The sequence below is a fragment of the Paracidovorax sp. genome, from assembly GCF_057642795.1.
In genome coordinates, this window is record NZ_JBXYZY010000001.1 from 582,382 (window position 1) to 601,030 (window position 18,649).

The following is an 18,649-nucleotide window of genomic DNA, read 5'->3' on the forward strand; positions in this document are numbered from 1 at the left end:
GTATGCAGGTGCGGTGGCCGGGTTTTGCGGGACGCTTGCGCGTTTACCCTGTATAGACAGGGAGGCGCGGCGCGCATCATTCCGGCGCACGGAGTTTCCCCACATTCATGAACGAGGAGCAGTCAGATGGACCGAAAGATGGGTTGCAAGGTGGCGTCTCTGGTGGCGACAGCTGCGTGGCTGCTGTGCGCAGCCACGGCGGCGCAGGCGGAGGACACGAAGATCGCGCTGGGCATGTCAGGCTGGACGGGCTTCGCACCGCTGACGCTGGCCGACAAGGCCGGCATCTTCAAGAAGAACGGCCTGGACGTGGAGCTGAAGATGATTCCGCAGAAGGACCGGCATCTGGCGCTGGCCTCCAAGGCCATCCAGTGCGCCGCGACCACGGTGGAAACGCATGTGGCCTGGAACACCAACGGCGTGCCCATCGTGCAGATCTTCCAGATGGACAAGTCCTACGGCGCCGACGGCCTTGCCGTGCGCAACGACATCAAGAGCTTTGCCGACCTCAAGGGCAAGACCGTCGCCGTGAGCGCGCCGGGCACCGCGCCGTACTTTGGCCTGGCCTGGATGCTGTCCAAGAACGGCATGAGCCTGAAGGACGTGAAGACCGTATCGCTGGAGCCGCAGCCCGCCGCCCAGTCCTTCGTCGCGGGCCAGAACGATGCGGCCATGACCTATGAGCCCTACCTGTCCACCATCCGCGCCAACCCGCAGGCCGGCAAGATCCTGGCTACCACCATTGAATACCCGATGGTGATGGACACCGTGGGCTGCGCGCCTGACTGGCTCAAGGCCCATCCCAAGGCCGCGCAGGCGCTCGCGCAGTCGTACTTCGAGGCGCTCGAGATGATCAAGGCCGAGCCGGCCAAGGCCAACGAGATCATGGGCGCCGCCGTCAAGCAGACGGGCGAGGCCTTCGCCAAGTCGTCCGCCTATCTGCGCTGGCAGGACAAGGCCGCCAACCAGAAGTTCTTCGCGGGCGAGCTGCAGCAGTTCATGAAGGATGCGGGCGCGATCCTGCTGGAGGTCGGCGTGGTGCGCAAGCAGCCCGAGAACTTCGGCGCCATGTACGACGACAGCTTCATCAAATGAGCTGAGATGGATTGCCGAGCCCTGCCGTGGAGACCCGTCCGATGAGCCGAACGATGGGCGCCATGCCCGCCGAACCCCCCGCCGCGCCGCCGGCCGTCCCGCAGCGCCGCCGCGCGCTGCGCCCGCTGGAGCCCGTTGGCCGCCACGCGCGCTGGCTGCTCGGCGCCGCGTTCTTCCTGCTGTTCGTCGCTGTCTGGTCGGTGGCTACGCTGGGCGGCTACGTGTCGCCGACCTTCCTTGCCAGCCCCGTCACCATGGTGCAGGAAGGCTGGCTGCTGTTCACGCAGTTCGGCTTCCTGCACGACATCGGCATGACGGTGTGGCGCGTGCTGGGCGGCTTCATCCTGGCCGCCATCGTGGCCGTGCCGCTGGGCATCGCCATGGGCGCGCACAAGGGCGTGGAGGCCTTCCTGGAGCCCTTCGTCTCGTTCTGCCGCTACCTGCCGGCTTCGGCCTTCATCCCGCTGCTCATCCTCTGGGCGGGCCTGGGCGAGCTGCAGAAGCTGCTGGTGATCTTCATCGGCTCGGTGTTCCAGATCATCCTGATGGTGGCCGTCATCGTCGGCAATGCCCGCAAGGACCTGGTCGAGGCCGCCTACACCCTGGGCGCCACGCCCACGGGCATCGTGCGCCGCGTGCTCATTCCCGGCGCGGCGCCCGACATCGCCGAGACGCTGCGGCTGGTGCTGGGCTGGGCCTGGACCTACGTGATCGTGGCCGAGCTGATCGGCTCCTCCTCCGGCATCGGCCACATGATCACCGACAGCCAGGCCTTGCTGAACACCGGGCAGATCATCTTCGGCATCATCGTCATCGGCCTGATCGGGCTGGTGTCGGACTTCCTCTTCAAGGCGATCAACCGCCGCCTCTTCGCCTGGAGCACCATCTGATGAGCGAGTTGATGATCCAGGGTGTCTCGCGCACCTTCACCTCGGCCAAGGGGCCGGCCACGCAGGCCCTGCTGCCGGTCGATTTCCACGTGGCCGACAACGACTTCGTCACCATCCTGGGCCCGTCGGGCTGCGGCAAATCGACCATGCTGCGCATCGTGGCGGGGCTGGATCAGCCCACCAGCGGCCGCGTGCTGCTCGACGGCCGGCCGGTCGAGGGCCCGGGGGCCGACCGGGGCATGGTGTTCCAGAGCTACACGCTGTTCCCCTGGCTCACCATCGAGCAGAACATCCGCTTCGGCCTGCGCGAGCGCGGCATGCCGGAGGCGCAGCAGAAGGAGCGCGCCGCGTACTTCATCGCCAAGGTGGGGCTGCGCGGCTTCGAGCAGCACTTTCCCAAGCAGCTCTCGGGCGGCATGCAGCAGCGCACGGCCATCGCCCGCGCGCTGGCCAACGATCCCAAGATCCTGCTCATGGACGAGCCCTTCGGCGCGCTCGACAACCAGACCCGTGTGCTCATGCAGGAGCTGCTGCTGGGCATCTGGGAGGCCGAGCGCAAAACGGTGATGTTCGTCACCCACGACATCGACGAGGCCATCTTCATGGCCAGCCGCGTGGCGGTGTTCAGCGCCCGCCCGGGGCGCATCAAGACCGAGATCGCGGTCGATCTGCCGCACCCGCGCCACTACACGCTGAAGACCTCGCCCGAGTTCATGGCGCTCAAGGCCCGGTTGACGGAGGAGATCCGCGCCGAGTCGCTGGCGGCCGAGGCGCATTGATACAGTCCCGCGCCATGACGACGCCGACCTCCAACCGCAAGCGAGCCGCCCCCAGAGCGGGCACTACCCGCGCGAACCCGCGCACTGCCGCAGTGGCTGCGGCCCCGGCCGCCGAGCCCGCGTTGGCGCTCTACCAGCAGATCAAGGACCACATCGCCCGCCGCATCCAGGACGGCTCCTGGCGCGCGGGCGACCGCCTGCCTTCCGAGAACGAGCTGGTGCAGCAGTTCGGCATGTCGCGCATGACCGTGAACCGTGCGCTGCGCGAACTGGTGGAGCAGGGCCGGATCGTGCGCGTGGCGGGCGTGGGCAGCTTCGTGGCCGAAGCCAAGCCGCAGTCCACTCTGCTGCAGATCGCCAACCTGGCCAGCGAGATCCGCCAGCGCGGCCACGACTACCGCTGCGACGTGCTGACGGTGGAGCGTGTGGCCGCGCCGCTGGACATCGCCGCCGCGCTGGACCTGCGCACGGGCGAGTCGGTGTTCCATGCCGTCTGCGTGCACCGCGAAGACGGCGTGCCGGTGCAGCTGGAAGACCGCTACGTGAACCCGCGCATGGTGCCGCAGTTCGGCGCGCAGGACTTCACCCAGCTGCAGCCCTCCGAATACCTGGTGCGCAACGTGCCGTTCGACCAGATGGAGCATGTCGTCGATGCCGTGCTGCCCACGGCCGAGCAGGCCCGCCTGCTCGACATGGCGCCGGCCGATCCCTGTCTGCTGCTCACGCGCCGCACCTGGTCGCGTGGCGTGCCGGTCACGCTGGTGCGCTGCCTGCATCCGGGCGCGCGCTACCGGCTGGGCAGCCGCATCCGGTCCGACGGGCAGGCGGTGGTGGGGTAGCGGGGCGGTGAAAATTGCCGTCAACCTGTCTATACAAGTTGGCGGCTTCATGATCCAATTCGCGAATCGGGTGGCTTTAGAGCCGCTTTATTTTTCTCGATCTACTTGTCTATACAGGATCAACCGATGACAGATGCAACCCCCTTCACGCTGTGCCCCGGCCAGGTCTCCCTGGCCCAGCTGCGCGCCATTGCCGCCGGCGGCGTGCGGCTGGTGCTGGATGCCTCCGCCCTGGCCGGCATGCAGGCCGCCCAGGCCACCGTGGACCGCATCGTGGCCGAGGACCAGGTGGTGTATGGCATCAACACCGGCTTCGGCAAGCTCGCCAGCACCAAGATCGCCCACGACCGGCTGGCCGAGCTGCAGCGCAACCTGGTGCTATCGCACAGCGTGGGCACGGGCGATCCGCTGCCGGACGACGTGGTGCGCATGGTGCTGGCCACCAAGGCCGTGAGCCTGGCGCGGGGTCATTCGGGCGTGCGCCCGGCGCTGGTCGATGCGCTGCTGGCGCTGGCCAATGCCGACGTGCTGCCGGTCATTCCCGCCAAGGGCTCGGTGGGCGCGTCGGGGGATCTGGCGCCCCTCGCGCACCTGGCCTGCGTGTTGATCGGGGAGGGCGCGGCCAAGGTGGGCGGCCAGGTCGTCTCCGGGCGCGAGGCCATGGCTGCCGTGGGGCTGGAGCCCTTCGTGCTCGGCCCCAAGGAGGGCCTGGCGCTGCTCAACGGCACGCAGGTCTCCACCGCGCTGGCGCTGGCGGGCCTGTTCGCGGCCGAGAGCGTGTTCGCGGCCGGGCTGGTGTCGGGCTGCCTCACGCTCGAAGCCATCAAGGGCTCGGTCAAGCCCTTTGATGCGCGCATCCACGAAGCACGGGGCCAGGCCGGCCAGATCGCGGTGGCAGCGGCGGTACGCGCACTGCTGGAAGGCAGCGCCATCGACCCTTCCCACCCGAACTGCGGCCGCGTGCAGGACCCGTATTCCATCCGCTGCGTGCCGCAGGTCATGGGCGCCTGCCTGGACAACCTGGCGCATGCCGCCCGCGTGCTGCGCATCGAGGCCAATGCCGCATCGGACAATCCGCTGGTCTTCACCGACACAGGCGAGGTGATCTCCGGCGGCAACTTCCACGCCGAGCCGGTCGCCTTCGCGGCGGACATCGTCGCACTGGCGCTGTCGGAGATCGGTGCCATTTCGGAGCGCCGCCTCGCGCTCCTGCTGGATACGGGCCTGTCGGGCCTGCCGGCCTTCCTGATCCGCGACAGCGGCGTCAATTCCGGTTTCATGATCGCCCAGGTCACGGCCGCGGCTCTGGCCGCCGAGAACCAGTGCCTCGCCCACCCCAGCAGCGTGACCAGCCTGCCGACCTCGGCCAACCAGGAAGACCACGTCTCCATGGCCACCTACGCCGCCCGCCGCCTGCTGGACATGGCGCGCAACACGGCAGTGATCGTCGGCATCGAGGCCATGGCCGCTGCGCAGGGCATGGAGTTCGACCGCAGCCTCAAATCCTCGCCGCTGATCGAAGGCCAGTTCGCCGCCATCCGCGAGCGCGTGGCCTTCCTGGAGCAGGACCGCTACCTCGCGCCCGACATCGAGGCCGTGCGCCTCTGGGCCAGCACATCGGCGTGGCCCGCGCCGCTCGCGGCCTGCCTGCCCAGCTTCCAGTAAGCCACCCGACCCCGCACACCAACGCCCAAGGAGCGATGCCATGAACGCCAACGACGCCATCCTGTCCGCCGCCACCGCAGCCGACCCCCGCCACGACCCCACGCGCGTCATCCGCGCGCCACGCGGCAGCCAGCTGCACTGCAAGAACTGGCTGGCCGAAGCCGCCTGGCGCATGCTGCAGAACAACCTGGACCCGGACGTGGCCGAGAACCCGCAGTCGCTGGTGGTCTATGGCGGCATCGGCCGCGCGGCGCGCAACTGGGAGTGCTTCGACCAGATCCTGGCATCGCTCAAAACCCTGGAGGCCGACGAATCCCTGCTGATCCAGTCCGGAAAGCCCGTGGGCGTGTTCAAGACGCACGAGAACGCGCCCCGCGTGCTGCTGGCCAATTCCAACCTGGTCCCGAAGTGGGGCACGTGGGAGCACTTCAACGAGCTGGACCGCAAGGGCCTCTTCATGTACGGCCAGATGACGGCCGGCAGCTGGATCTACATCGGCGCCCAGGGCATCGTGCAGGGCACGTTCGAGACCTTCGTCGAAGCCGGCCGCCAGCATTACGGCAACGACCTGTCGGGCCGCTGGATCCTCACCGCAGGCCTGGGCGGCATGGGCGGCGCGCAGCCCCTGGCCGGCGTGCTGGCGGGGGCCTGCGTGCTGGCCGTCGAATGCAAGCAAAGCAGCATCGACTTCCGCCTGCGCACGCGCTACGTGGACAAGCAGGCCAAGGACATCGACGACGCGCTGGCGCTCATCGCCCACCACACGGCCCGGGGCGAGGCGGTGTCGATCGCGCTGCTGGGCAACGCGGCCGAAGTGCTGCCCGAGCTGGTGAAGCGCGCCCGCGCCGGCGGCCCCAAGCCCGACATCGTGACCGATCAGACCTCCGCGCACGACCTCATCAACGGCTACCTGCCCGTGGGCTGGAGCGTGGAGCAATGGCAGGCCGCAGCCGCCGACCCGGTCCAGCATGCCCGCCTGAAGAAGGCCGCGGCCCAGGGCTGCGCCGCGCACGTGCAGGCCATGCTCGACTTCCAGGCCATGGGCATTCCCACGGTGGATTACGGCAACAACATCCGCCAGGTGGCTTTCGACGAGGGCGTGAAGAACGCCTTCGACTTCCCCGGCTTCGTGCCGGCCTACATTCGCCCGCTGTTCTGCGAGGGCAAGGGCCCCTTCCGCTGGGTGGCGCTCTCGGGCGACCCGGAAGACATCTACAAGACCGACGCCAAGATCAAGGAGCTGTTCCCCGAGAACAGGCACACCCACCGCTGGCTGGACATGGCCCGCGAACGCATCGCCTTCCAGGGCCTGCCCGCGCGCATCTGCTGGCTGGGCCTGGGCGAGCGCCACAAGGCCGCGCTGGCCTTCAACGAGATGGTGAGGAACGGCGAGCTCAAGGCGCCGATCGTCATCGGCCGCGACCATCTGGACACCGGCTCCGTCGCCAGTCCCAACCGCGAGACCGAGGCGATGAAGGACGGCACCGACGCGGTGAGCGACTGGCCGCTGCTCAACGCGCTGCTCAACACCGCCGGCGGCGCCACCTGGGTCAGCCTGCACCACGGCGGCGGCGTGGGCATGGGCTATTCGCAGCATGCCGGCGTGGTCATCGTGGCCGACGGCACGGATGAAGCCGCCGCGCGCCTGGCCCGCGTGCTGTGGAACGACCCGGCCACCGGCGTGATGCGCCATGCCGACGCGGGCTACGACATCGCCATCGCCACCGCGAAGAAGCATCACCTGCATCTGCCGATGGTGAAGTGATGCGGACTGCCTTGCCCCCAGCCGAAGGGTTGCAGCGCTTCGACCTGACCGCCATCGCGCCCATGCCCTGGAAGAACGGCGGCGGCGCCACGCGCGAGATCGTCTGCTGGCCGCCCGGCGCGGGGCTGGAGCGCTTCGGCTGGCGCGTGAGTGTCGCCAGCATCGACCGATCGGGCCCGTTCTCGGCCTTCCCTGGCGTGGAGCGCGAGATCATGCTGCTGGCCGGCGACGGCGTGCGGCTGCAGGGCCCCGGCATCGACCACCGGCTGGATAGCCCCGGGCAGCCCTTCGTTTTCGCAGGCGAACTGCCGCTGGACTGCACGCTGCTGGGCGGCGCCTCCACCGATTTCAATCTCATGCGCCGCCGCGATGCCTGGACGGGCCGTATCGAGATCCTGGGCCATGCCGTGACGCCTGGCAGCACGGCTGCCGGCCTCTGCATGGTGCTTTCGGGTGCGTGGCGCGATGCTGCGGGTGAAGAACTGGGTCCGGGGCAGGGGCTCTGGTGGAGCGCGCCGGCGCCGCAGGCCGGCGGGCTGGTGCCCGTGCCCGGAACCGAGCCGCGGCTGGCCTGGATCGGCCTGGCGCCCGTCTTGCCATCAAAATGCCCACCAGCGACCATGGAAAGCGCGCCTATAGCTATGGAATCAATAGCATGACCGATTGGAGAATCTCACCCCAGCCGCCCGCGAGCCTGCCCAGCGCCGACGGTGTCTGGACCGATCTGCGACTGGCGCCCGGTCTGGCTCTGCCCGATGTGGCCGTGCCCGAAGGTGCTGCGGCCTGCGTGGTGGTGGAGGGCGGCCGGGTGGGCTGGGTCGGCCCCGCCACCGCCCTGCCGGCGGCCTATGCTGAGTGGCCACGCCATGCGGGCGCCGGCCTGCTCGCCACGCCGGGGCTGGTGGATTGCCACACCCATCTGATCTATGGCGGCCACCGCGCGAACGAATTCGCCATGCGGCTGGCGGGCGCCAGTTACGAAGAGGTGGCCCGGGCGGGCGGCGGCATCGTCTCGTCCGTGAAGGCCACGCGCGCGGCGACCGAGGACGAGCTGGTCGCCCAGGCCCTGCCGCGGCTGCAGGCGCTGCTGGACGAGGGCGTTTGCGCCATCGAGATCAAGTCCGGCTACGGCCTTGCGCTGGAGCACGAACGCAAGCAGCTGCGCGCGGCGCGCCGCCTGGGTGAGATCACCGGCGTCACCGTGCGCACCACCTTCCTGGGGGCGCATGCGCTGCCGCCCGAATATGCCGGCCGCAGCCAGGACTACATCGACGTGGTCTGCCGCGAGATGCTGCCCGCGCTGGCGGCAGAGGGCCTGGTGGATGCGGTGGACGTGTTCTGCGAGCGCATCGCCTTCAGCCTGGCCGAGGCCGAACAGGTCTTCCAGGCCGCACAGGCGCTGGGCCTGCCCGTCAAGCTGCATGCCGAGCAGCTTTCCGACATGGGCGGCGCGCAGCTCGCGGCGCGCTACGGGGCGCTCTCGTGCGACCACATCGAGCACCTGTCGGCCGAAGGCATCGCGGCGATGAAGGCGGCGGGCACGGTGGCCGTGCTGCTGCCCGGCGCCTACTACACGCTGCGCGACACGCAATTGCCGCCCATCCACGCGCTGCGCGAGGCGGGCGTGCCCATGGCCGTCTCCACCGACCACAACCCGGGCACCTCGCCCGCGCTGAGCCTGCGGCTCATGGCCAACATGGCCTGCACGCTGTTCCGGCTCACGGTGCCCGAGGCCCTGGCCGGCATCACCATCCACGCCGCGCGCGCCCTGGGCCTGGAGGGAACGCACGGCCTCATCGCCGCCGGCCGCCCGGCCGACTTCGTGCTCTGGCCGGTGCAGGAGGCCGCCGAGCTGGCCTACTGGTTCGGCCAGGGCGCCGCCCACACCATCGTGCGCCAGGGCCGCATCGCCAAGGGGGCCGGCGCATGAGCGGCTTCCTGGCCGCCCTCGCGCAGGTAGTGGGCGCCGATGGCGTGCAGACCGGCGACGCCATTCCCCCGCGCCACCGCACCGACTGGAGCGGCGCGGCCCCGGTGCAGCCGCTGGCCCTGGTACGCCCGCGCAGCACCGAGCAGGTCAGCGCCGTGCTGGCGCTCTGCACCGCGCACCGCGTGCCCGTGGTGCCCCAGGGCGGGCTGACGGGCCTGGCCGGTGCCGCCGTGCCCTGCGCGCAGGGCATCGCGCTTTCGCTGGACCGCATGCAGGCCATCGAATCAGTGGATGCGCGCGCCGCCACGCTCACCTGCCAGGCCGGCGCCACCGTGCAGTCGGTGCAGGAGGCCGCCGCCGCAGCCGGCTTGCAGCTGGGCGTGGACTGGGGTGCACGCGGCTCCGCGCAGATCGGCGGCGGCATCGCCACCAATGCCGGCGGCAACGGCGTGCTGCAGTTCGGGATGATGCGCGAGCAGGTGCTGGGCCTGGAGGTGGTGCTGGCCAGCGGCGAGGTGCTGCCCATGCTGCGGCCCATGCTCAAGAACAACACGGGCTACGACCTCAAGCACTGGTTCATCGGCGCCGAAGGCACGCTGGGCATCGTTACCCGCGCCGTGCTGCGTCTGCGGGCCGCGCCCCGGGCGCGCGCCACGGCGTTGGTGGCGCTGCCGCATTTCGAGGCCGCGCTGGAGCTGTTGGCGCGACTGCAGGCGTGCTTTCCCGGTGCGCTGTCGGCCTATGAGCTGATGTGGCGCGACTTCGTCGCCGCCTCGCTGGCTTGGCAGCAGCTGCGCGAGCCCTTCGCCGCCCCGCATCCCTTCATGGCGCTGATCGACGTGGGTGGCGCGGAGGAGGGCGCCCTGCAGTCCGCGCTGGAAGCCGCCCTGGGCGAGGCCATGGCGGCCGGCGTGGCGCTGGATGCCGCCATCGCCCAGTCGCATGCCCAGGCCCGCGCCTTCTGGAAGATCCGCGAGGCCACGGCCGAGCTGCCGGCGCACATGCACCCGCCCATCAACTTCGACGTGTCGCTGCCCCTGGCCGACATCGGCCGCTTCGCCGAGGCCTGCCGCGCCCAGCTGGATGCGCGCTGGCCCGGCCACCACACCGTGTTCTTCGGCCATGTGGGCGATGGCAACCTGCACCTCTCCACCGACGCCGCCACGGTGGGCGGCGACGAGGCGGGCGTGGAAGCGCTGGTGTACGCAGAGGTGGCGCGCTTGGCCGGCAGCGTGTCCGCCGAGCATGGCATCGGCCTGCACAAGAAACCCTATCTCGGCGCCAGCCGCACGCCGGCCGAACTCGCGGCCATGCGGGCCATCAAGCAGGCGCTCGATCCCCTTCATCTTCTCAATCCCGGCAAGGTTTTCGATGTCTGACGCTCTCGCTGATCGCGGCACGCTGTTCGCGCCGCAGGCACTCCTGCCGGGCGGCTGGGCCCGCGACGTGCTGCTGGAATGGGACGCCGCTGGCCAGCTGACCGCCGTCACGCCCGGCGCACACCCGCCACAGGGCACGCCCGTGGCCCCCGGGCCGCTGATCCCCGGCATGCCCAACCTGCACTCGCACGCCTTCCAGCGCGCCTTTGCGGGGCTGACCGAATACCGCGCCAGCGGGGCGTCTGACAGCTTCTGGAGCTGGCGCAACCTCATGTACCGCTTCGCGGCGCGTATCACGCCCGACTCGCTGGAAGCCATCGCCACCTGGCTCTACGTGGAGATGCTGGAGGCGGGCTATACCTCGGTCTGCGAATTCCATTACGTCCACCACGACCAGGGTGGCATGCCCTATGCCGACGACGCCACGCTGGCCCACGCGCTGCTGCGGGCAGCGCGCACGGCCGGCATCGGCTTCACGCTGCTGCCCGTGCTTTATCAGACCAGCGGCTTCGGCAGCAAGCCGCCCCGCTCCGACCAGGCCCGCTTTCTGCGCAGCACTGACGGAATGCTCTCCTTATTGGAGCGCCTTGCGCCCATACTGCAAGGGCCAGCGGCCCGCTTGGGCCTGGCCCCGCATTCGCTGCGCGCCGTGCCGCCCGACAGCCTGCGTGCCGCTGTCGCGGGCCTTGCGGCGCTGGATGCGGCTGCGCCCATCCACATCCACATCGCCGAACAGACCCAGGAAGTGGTCGATTGCCAGGCCTGGAGCGGCCAGCGGCCGGTTGAATGGCTGCTGGACCATGCCCCGGTCGATGCCCGCTGGTGCCTGGTTCACGCCACCCACATGACGCACACCGAATACGCCGCCGCCGCTGCCACCGGCGCTGTGGCGGGCCTGTGCCCCAGCACCGAGGCCAACCTGGGCGACGGCCTGTTCGACGTGCCCCGCTGGCTGCGCCACGGCGGGCGGTGGGGCGTGGGCTCCGACAGCCACGCCTGCGTGAACGCGGCCGAAGAGCTCATGCTGCTGGAATACGGCCAGCGGCTGGCGACCCGCCAGCGCAACGTGCTGGCGGCCAGCGGCCAGCCCGACGTGGCCACTGCCATGACGCTGCAAGCCGTGCAGGGCGGAGCGCAGGCCACAGGCCGCCCGGTGGCCGGCCTCGCCGTGGGCCAGCAGGCCGACTGGGTGGCGCTCGATACGGCCCATGTCGCGCTGCAGGGCCTGCCGGCCGAACAGCTGCTGGGCGCCCATGTGTTCGCCAGCCATCGCACCTCGGCGGTGCAGGGCGTCTGGGTCGGCGGGCGCCAGCGTGTGCAGGCGGGGCGCCATCCCCTGCAGGCAGCGGCGGCGCACGCCTTCGTTCAGGCACGCGCGGCCACGATCCGCGCTGACGACTGAGCGGGTGCATCCGGCACCGCCCGCATTCCTTTCCCGAAAGCTATCCTGTCCGCCATGACTGCAGCCCTCCAGACCGACGAACACCCCGCCTTCACCTTCCACCAGGGCAGCGCACCGCTGCTGGTCTCCATGCCGCATGTGGGCACCCATGTGCCGCCCGCCATCGCCAGCCGCCTGACCGACGAGGCCCGCCAGGTGCCCGACACCGACTGGCACCTGGAACGCCTCTACGGCTTCGTGCGCGAGATGGGCGCCTCGGTGCTGGTGGCGACACATTCGCGCTATGTCATCGACCTGAACCGACCGCCCGACGGCGCCAGCCTCTATCCGGGCCAGAGCGTGACGGGGCTGTGCCCGGTCGATACCTTCGACGACACCCCGCTTTACCGGGACGGCGCCGTGCCGGACGAAGCCGAGATCGCCGCCCGCCGCGAAGCCATCTGGGTGCCCTACCACGTGCAGCTGCAGCGCGAACTGGAGCGCATCCGCGCCGCGCACGGCGTGGCGCTCCTCTGGGACGCGCATTCGATCCGCTCGGTGCTGCCGCGCTTCTTCGAAGGTCGGCTGCCCGACCTGAACCTGGGCACGGCCGACGGCGCCAGCTGCGCCCCCGAATTGGCCCGCCAGCTGCTGCAGATCGGCGAGGCGAGTGGCTACCCCTCGGTGCTCAACGGCCGTTTCAAGGGGGGCTACATCACGCGCCAGTACGGGCGTCCCGAACAGGGCGTCCACGCGGTGCAACTGGAGATGACGCAGTCGAGCTACATGCAGGAGGCGCTGCCGTTCGACTACCTTCCGGGGGTGGCCGCGCGCGTGCAGCCCCCTTTGCGCCGCATGCTGGAGGCGGCTCTGGAATTTGTCCGGGGCGGGGCAGGGCGATAGGTGCGGGAAGGTGGCGAGCAGGGCCTGTGGCGCAGCCGCAACCAGCTCAACCACCGATCCACAGAAAAATTCAGCGGAGCGCGCCCCGGCGAGATGTAACAAGGTTTAGCATTGGGCATGCTCGACGTGCAACCCCACATCTCCCTGCCCACGGAGTCGGCCGAGCTGATTCCTGTTCCGGCCCAGACTCCGCTGCATGGCTGGGAGGAGACGTTCGTGATGCCACTGTTTCGCCCGGGCACCCGGGTGAGGATGGGCGCAAACGTGGAAACCGTGAGCCACATCGTTTTGCGCCGGCAGGAACTGCTGGTGCATCTTGTGGGGCGCGAGGGTGCCATCCATCCGTCGCGTATCCAGCTGGAGCCCACGGTGTTCACCACCCGGCGTCGCCCCGAATCCCACTCGGCTCAGGCCGCCATCCCGCACCAGGAGGCGGCTGCATAGCCTATGCGACGCGATGGGCCATCGCCTCGCCCAGCCGCGTCGGGCGCAAGGCCTGCCAGCCGGGCTCGAACTGCACGGCGCCGCGCTGGAACAGCAGCACGATGGTGGAACCCAGCATGAAGCGACCCATCTCCTCGCCTTGTGCCAGCGTGATGGGCTGGGTGGAATAGTCCCAGCTGCGCAGCTTGCCGGTGCGCGGCGGGCTGACCTGCCCGTGCCAGACGGTCGCCATGCTGCCCACGATGGTGGCCCCTACCAGCACCAGTGCCATCGGGCCCAGTGGGGTCTGGAAGTGGCACACCACACGCTCGTTCCGGGCAAAGAGCCCCGGCACGCCGCGCGCCGTGAGCGGGTTGACCGAAAAGAGCGCGCCCGGCACATGCACCATGCGCAGCAGCCGGCCGGGACAGGGCATGTGGATCCGGTGGTAGTCGCGCGGGCTGAGATAGATGGTGGCGAAGCTGCCGTCCTTGAACTGTTCGGCCATCGCGGCGTCACCGCCCAGCAGCGCGGTGGTGGAATAGCGGTGGCCCTTGGCCTGGAAGATCTGATCGTTCTCGATGGCGCCCAGCTGGCTCACCGCGCCGTCCACCGGGCAGATCACGGTGGCGGGCGCGATCGGGCGGGCGTCCGGGCGCAGCGCGCGCGTGAAGAAATCGTTGAAGGTGGCGTAGCTGGCGATGTCGGGATTGGCCGCCTCGCTCATGTCCACGCCGTAGCGCGCCACGAAACGGCGGATGGCCGACGTGGTCAGGCTGCCTGCACGCGCCGAGGCGAACCGACCCGCGATCATGGTGAGCAGTTGCTTGGGCAGCAGGTACTGGGGGAGGACGGCGAGGCGATCGGACACGTGGGGAAGATCCTTGTTCGGTGGGGCGGGGGGCTGGAGCCCCGCTGGGGCCGATGATTCTAGGCGGCTGCCAGGACGCGGCGCACCCCAGGATTGGCGCGAATAAGCATAGCGCGGTACAATCGACAGGCTAATGCACAGCGACTCGCCTGTCCATTGAAGCCGTCTCCCCGGCCCTCACGCCTGCTGCGCTCCGGGTGCAGCGACTCCCCTGCATGTCATGCCCGCGCTGTCGAGCCTCTGAGAGAAGGCCCGATCGCTTGGTGTTTCCGTGGCCCAGGCATTGCAGGCGCGCCCACGAACACGCAGGTGCGCTCCCAGAATATTTGTTGTTTGGAACTCGACTTAAAACATGGCAAAAGAAGAACTGATCGAAATGCAGGGCTCCGTGACGGAAGTTTTGCCTGACTCGCGTTTTCGCGTCACGCTGGACAACGGCCACCAGCTCATCGCCTACACCGGCGGCAAGATGCGCAAGCACCACATCCGCATCCTGGCCGGCGACAAGGTCTCGCTGGAAATGTCGCCCTACGATCTGACCAAGGGCCGCATCACCTTCCGTCACCTGGCCGGCCGCGGCCCGGGTCCGAGCAGCCGTTGATGCGTGGTGCATCGATGGCGCCTGCTGGCACCATCGATCATGAATAAATATCGGCTTTTGCCTTCAATTTGCCCTGAGGGGTGGCGGCGCCGGTTAGAATGCTAGTTGTCGGAGCGTAGCGCAGCCTGGTAGCGCATCTGCTTTGGGAGCAGAGGGTCGCGAGTTCGAATCCCGCCGCTCCGACCATTGATTCAAGGGGTTGTGCCGCAAGGTACAACCCCTTTGTCATTTCCGCCGGGCACTCTCGCGGTGCCGCTCCTGTGCCGGTCGATTCCGTCGTTGGCGTAAAGCAGCACGCAAGCAGCATGTCCCACGTTCCTCCGCCGCTCCCATCCTCCTCGTCCCCCCCGGCCCGCCGCATGGACGCCGTGGATGCGCTGCGCGGCGTCGCCATGCTGTGGATGACGGTCTTTCACTTCTGCTTCGACCTGAGCCACTTCGGCTACTGGCCGCAGAACTTTCTCTCTGACCCGTTCTGGACGCTGCAGCGCGTCATGATCGTCAGCCTATTTCTGACCTGCGCCGGCCTGGGGCAGGCGCTGGCTTCCGCGCAGGGGCTGGGCTGGCAGCGCTTTCGCCGCCGCTGGATGCAGGTGGCGCTGGCGGCCCTGCTGGTCACCGGCGGGTCGATGCTGATGTTCCCGCGCAGCTTCATCTATTTCGGCGTGCTGCACGGCATGGCGGTAATGCTTCTGATCGCTCGTTTCAGCGCGCCGGCGGGTCGCTGGCTTTGGCCGCTGGGGCTGGTCGCCTTGCTGCTGCCCGCTGCGGGCGCCTGGGCGCTGGGCGGTCCGCTGCAGGGTTGGGCGGAGCTGTTCGACAGCCGCGCGCTGAACTGGCTCGGGTTGATCACGCGCAAGCCTTTCACCGAAGACTATGTGCCGGTGCTGCCCTGGCTGGGCGTGATGTGGTGGGGCATGGCGGCGGGGCAGTGGCTGCTGGGGCGTCGCCCGGCCTGGCTGGCGCGGCCGGTGCCTGCCGCGCTGCGCTGGCTGCCGGTGCTGGGCCGGCACAGCCTGAGCTATTACCTGCTGCACCAGCCGGTGATGATTGGCGCGCTGATGGCCTTCGGCGCGCTCACCGGGCGGTGATCGGCGGGGCGTGGCTCAGCGCCGGACCTGCAGCGCGCCCGGGTTGACGATATTGGTCGGCGTGCCGCGGATGTAGTTCACCACGTTGTCGAAGGCCGCACCGAAATAGAGCTCGTAGCTGTCTTGCTCCACATAGCCGATGTGCGGCGTGCAGATGCAGTTCTCCAGCCGCAGCAGGGCATGGCCCTGCAGGATGGGCTCGCTCTCGAACACGTCCACGGCCGCCATACCGGGGCGGCCCCGGTTCAGCGCGGCGATGAGCGCATCGGGCTGGATCAGTTCGGCGCGCGAGGTGTTCACGATGAGCGAGGTCTGCTTCATGGCCGAAAGATCTTCCAGCGTGATGATGTTGCGCGTCTCCTCGTTCAGGCGCAGGTGCAGCGATATCACGTCGCATTGCGAGAAGAATTCCTCGCGCGTGGTGGCCACCTGCAGGCCGTCGCTCAGCGCCTGCACGCGCGAGGCCTCTCGGCCCCAGACGCGGACGTTCATACCGAAGGCGCGGCCGTAGCCAGCCACCAGCTGGCCGATGCGGCCATAGCCCCAGATGCCCAGCGTCTTGCCGCGCAGCACGGTGCCGATGCCGAAGTTGGGGGGCATGGAAGCCGCCCGCAGGCCGGACTGCTGCCAGGCGCCGTGCTTGAGGTTGGAGATGTACTGCGGCAGGCGGCGCATGGCGGCCATGATGAGCGCCCAGGTGAGTTCGGCTGGTGCGACCGGCGAGCCTACCCCCTCGGCCACGGCCACGCCGCGTTCGGTGCAGGCGGCCACGTCGATGTGGCTGCCGACCTTGCCGGTCTGCGCGATGAGTTTCAGGCGCGGCAGCTTTTCGACCAGCTGTCGCGTGATCTGCGTGCGCTCTCGCACGAGCACGATGATGTCGGCGTCCTTCAGGCGCACGGAAAGCTGGCCCAGTCCCTTGACGGTGTTCGTGTAGACCTTGGCGGAATAGGGGTCCAGGCGGGAGGCGCAGTGCAGCTTGCGCACTGCGTCCTGGTAGTCGTCGAGTATGACTATGTTCATGTTGTCCGTTGCATGCGCACCGGAACGATCCGGCGGGCGGCGCGCTACGGCGCCACCGGCTGCAGCTGTCAAAAAAAGTGGAAATCGGCGGGCCGGCGTTCGGCTTGCCGCATTGCGCTCGCATTGTCCTTCATCGGCGTCCAAGGGGCCCCCTACAGGCAGGCTGCAGCGGCCTCAACGGACACACCGTTACAAAACAGTGGTGTCCTTTGGGGCAGCCTGAGCGCCTCGAAACGCCTACGTCACCTGCGTGACGCCGCATTGGTGCGATCCCCAATACGCCGGCCGACGCGCCCGCCTAGGCTAGGCGGCAAAGGAAACGTTCATGCGACCTCACTACCGATTCTGGCCGCGCCGGCTGCCGCACGCGCTGCGGGTGCCCGCCACCTCGCTCTGGGACAACCTCGCGACCAATGCCCGCCGCTATCCGGACAAGGCCGCATTGGTCTTCTTCGGCGCGCAGATGTCCTACCGCGAGCTGGCTGATTCCGCCGAGCGCCTGGCCGCGCGGCTGCATGGCCTGGGCGTGCGCAAGGGCGACCGCGTGATGCTCTGCATGCAGAACTGCCCGCAGCTGGTGGTTGCGCATTTCGCCATCCTGCGAGCCAACGCGGTGGTGGTGCCGGTCAATCCGATGAACCGGGCGGAGGAACTCAAGCACTACATCACCGATCCCGACAGCCGCGCGGCCATCACCACCGCCGATCTGGCGGCCGACATCTGCCAGGCCAGCGCCGGGCTACCGTCCGAGTCGGGTCTGCGCCATGTGATCGTCACTCATTTCAGCGACGCGTTCGACCCGGATGCCGGGGGCGCCGATGCCGTGCCTCCCCAATGGCGCGACTGGCTCTGTGGCCGGCACGCGCTGCCCACGCTGGCGGGCGGCGAGGTCCATGCCTGGACCGAGGCGCTGGCCTGCACCGAACCCGCGCCGGCGCACGAGGCGGCGTCCGGCGATCTGGCCGTGCTGCCCTACACCAGCGGCACCACCGGCCTGCCCAAGGGCTGCATCCACCCGCACCGCAGCATCATGCACAACACCGTCGCCGGCAGCCTGTGGGGCACGGCCACGCCAGAGAGCGTGGTGCTGGCGGTGGTGCCCATGTTCCACATCACGGGCATGGTGAGCATGATGCACACCACCATCTACTGCGGCGGTACGCTGGTCATCATGCCGCGCTGGGATAGGGATCTGGCGGGCCGGCTCATCTCGCACTACCGCGTCACCAGTTGGACCAATATCCCCACCATGGTCATCGACCTGCTGGGCAGCCCGCGCTTCGCTGAATACGACCTGTCGAGCCTGAGCTATATCGGTGGCGGCGGCGCGGCCATGCCGCAGGCCGTGGCCCAGCGCCTCTTCGAGCAGTACGGGCTGCGCTATTCCGAAGGCTATGGCCTCACCGAGACCGCCGCGCCCTCGCATGCCAATCCGCCGGATCATCCCAAGCAGCAATGCCTGGGCATTCCCTTCATGAGCACGGATGCGCGCGTGGTGGACCCGGACACGCTGCGCGAGTTGCCCGTGGGCGAGCAGGGCGAGATCGTCATCCACGGCCCCGAGGTGTTCGACGGCTACTGGAAACGGCCCGACGCCACCGAGGCCGCGTTCATCAAACTGGACGGCAAGCGCTTCTTCCGCTCGGGCGACCTGGGGCACATGGACGAGGAGGGCTACTTCTTCCTCACCGACCGGCTCAAGCGCATGATCAACGCCAGCGGCTTCAAGGTCTGGCCGGCCGAGGTGGAGGCGCTGATGTTCCGTCACCCTGCGATCCAGGAAGCCTGTGTGATCTCCGCGCGCGATGCCTATCGCGGAGAGACCGTCAAGGCGGTGGTGGTGCTGCGCAGCGAGCAGCGCGGGCGGGTATCCGAGGCCGAGATCGTCGCTTGGTGCCACGACAACATGGCCGTCTACAAAGCCCCGCGCATCGTTCAGTTCGCCGACGCGCTGCCCAAGAGCGGCAGTGGCAAGGTGATGTGGCGCGCGTTGCAGGAGGCCGAACCGGCCTAG

17 protein-coding genes and 1 tRNA gene are annotated in these 18,649 nt (G+C 69.1%); 16 read left to right on the top strand and 2 right to left on the bottom strand.

Annotation, left to right across the window (positions count from 1 at the left end):
* Window positions 1-126 precede the first annotated feature (126 nt).
* The 12 genes from AC3A84_RS02660 to AC3A84_RS02715 all read left to right on the top strand — a co-directional run bounded on the left by AC3A84_RS02660 (window position 127) and on the right by AC3A84_RS02715 (window position 13,070).
* Window positions 127-1,095, top strand: a complete 969-nt coding sequence (locus AC3A84_RS02660; protein WP_487968174.1) for an ABC transporter substrate-binding protein — start codon at window positions 127-129, stop codon at window positions 1,093-1,095.
* Between the two features lie 41 nt (window positions 1,096-1,136).
* Window positions 1,137-1,985 (top strand): ABC transporter permease, encoded by an 849-nt coding sequence (locus AC3A84_RS02665; RefSeq protein WP_487968175.1) that lies wholly within the window; start codon window positions 1,137-1,139, stop codon window positions 1,983-1,985.
* On the top strand, window positions 1,985-2,764 hold the full coding sequence (locus AC3A84_RS02670; protein ID WP_487968176.1) for an ABC transporter ATP-binding protein: 780 nt from the start codon (window positions 1,985-1,987) through the stop codon (window positions 2,762-2,764). Before AC3A84_RS02665 ends, AC3A84_RS02670 begins: the two co-directional genes overlap by 1 nt.
* Window positions 2,765-2,778: 14 nt before the next feature.
* Complete coding sequence (gene hutC / locus AC3A84_RS02675) at window positions 2,779-3,603, top strand: histidine utilization transcriptional repressor HutC (protein ID WP_487968177.1); 825 nt, start codon at window positions 2,779-2,781, stop codon at window positions 3,601-3,603.
* A 126-nt stretch (window positions 3,604-3,729) separates the two neighbouring features.
* Complete coding sequence (gene hutH / locus AC3A84_RS02680; protein ID WP_487968178.1) at window positions 3,730-5,268, top strand: histidine ammonia-lyase; 1,539 nt, start codon at window positions 3,730-3,732, stop codon at window positions 5,266-5,268.
* 40 nt (window positions 5,269-5,308) lie between these two features.
* The gene (gene hutU / locus AC3A84_RS02685; protein ID WP_487968179.1) at window positions 5,309-7,033 is read left to right on the top strand and encodes a urocanate hydratase; all 1,725 of its coding nucleotides are present in this window, start codon (window positions 5,309-5,311) and stop codon (window positions 7,031-7,033) included.
* Between the two features lie 29 nt (window positions 7,034-7,062).
* Window positions 7,063-7,692, top strand: coding sequence for a HutD/Ves family protein (locus AC3A84_RS02690; RefSeq protein ID WP_487968228.1), 630 nt, complete (start codon window positions 7,063-7,065; stop codon window positions 7,690-7,692).
* A complete protein-coding gene (gene hutI, locus AC3A84_RS02695; RefSeq protein ID WP_487968180.1) occupies window positions 7,689-8,963 on the top strand; it encodes an imidazolonepropionase in 1,275 nt (424 codons plus the stop codon). Before AC3A84_RS02690 ends, hutI begins: the two co-directional genes overlap by 4 nt.
* The gene (locus AC3A84_RS02700; protein WP_487968181.1) at window positions 8,960-10,342 is read left to right on the top strand and encodes an FAD-binding oxidoreductase; all 1,383 of its coding nucleotides are present in this window, start codon (window positions 8,960-8,962) and stop codon (window positions 10,340-10,342) included. Before hutI ends, AC3A84_RS02700 begins: the two co-directional genes overlap by 4 nt.
* A complete protein-coding gene (locus tag AC3A84_RS02705) occupies window positions 10,335-11,744 on the top strand; it encodes a formimidoylglutamate deiminase (protein ID WP_487968182.1) in 1,410 nt (469 codons plus the stop codon). The genes AC3A84_RS02700 and AC3A84_RS02705 overlap by 8 nt, the downstream gene beginning before the upstream one ends.
* A 54-nt stretch (window positions 11,745-11,798) precedes the next feature.
* Window positions 11,799-12,626: an N-formylglutamate deformylase gene (gene hutG / locus AC3A84_RS02710; protein ID WP_487968183.1), complete on the top strand. Its 828-nt coding sequence runs from the start codon at window positions 11,799-11,801 to the stop codon at window positions 12,624-12,626.
* 117 nt (window positions 12,627-12,743) lie between these two features.
* Complete coding sequence (locus tag AC3A84_RS02715; RefSeq protein ID WP_487968185.1) at window positions 12,744-13,070, top strand: hypothetical protein; 327 nt, start codon at window positions 12,744-12,746, stop codon at window positions 13,068-13,070.
* A gap of 1 nt (window position 13,071) precedes the next feature.
* On the opposite strand, the gene asd is transcribed toward AC3A84_RS02715, so the two are convergent.
* A complete protein-coding gene (gene asd, locus AC3A84_RS02720) occupies window positions 13,072-13,920 on the bottom strand; it encodes an archaetidylserine decarboxylase (RefSeq protein ID WP_487968186.1) in 849 nt (282 codons plus the stop codon).
* A gap of 352 nt (window positions 13,921-14,272) precedes the next feature.
* Here asd and infA point away from each other — a divergent pair, with 352 nt between their 5' ends.
* The 3 genes from infA (at window position 14,273) to AC3A84_RS02735 (ending at window position 15,612) form a co-directional block, all read left to right on the top strand.
* Window positions 14,273-14,521, top strand: coding sequence for a translation initiation factor IF-1 (gene infA, locus AC3A84_RS02725; protein WP_063460522.1), 249 nt, complete (start codon window positions 14,273-14,275; stop codon window positions 14,519-14,521).
* A 109-nt stretch (window positions 14,522-14,630) separates the two neighbouring features.
* Window positions 14,631-14,707, top strand: a tRNA-Pro gene (locus tag AC3A84_RS02730).
* A gap of 119 nt (window positions 14,708-14,826) precedes the next feature.
* Window positions 14,827-15,612, top strand: a complete 786-nt coding sequence (locus tag AC3A84_RS02735) for a heparan-alpha-glucosaminide N-acetyltransferase (RefSeq protein ID WP_487968187.1) — start codon at window positions 14,827-14,829, stop codon at window positions 15,610-15,612.
* A 15-nt stretch (window positions 15,613-15,627) separates the two neighbouring features.
* On the opposite strand, the gene AC3A84_RS02740 is transcribed toward AC3A84_RS02735, so the two are convergent.
* Complete coding sequence (locus AC3A84_RS02740; RefSeq protein ID WP_487968188.1) at window positions 15,628-16,635, bottom strand: D-2-hydroxyacid dehydrogenase family protein; 1,008 nt, start codon at window positions 16,633-16,635, stop codon at window positions 15,628-15,630.
* Window positions 16,636-16,960: 325 nt separating this feature from the next.
* Here AC3A84_RS02740 and AC3A84_RS02745 point away from each other — a divergent pair, with 325 nt between their 5' ends.
* Window positions 16,961-18,649, top strand: a complete 1,689-nt coding sequence (locus tag AC3A84_RS02745; protein WP_487968189.1) for a long-chain fatty acid--CoA ligase — start codon at window positions 16,961-16,963, stop codon at window positions 18,647-18,649.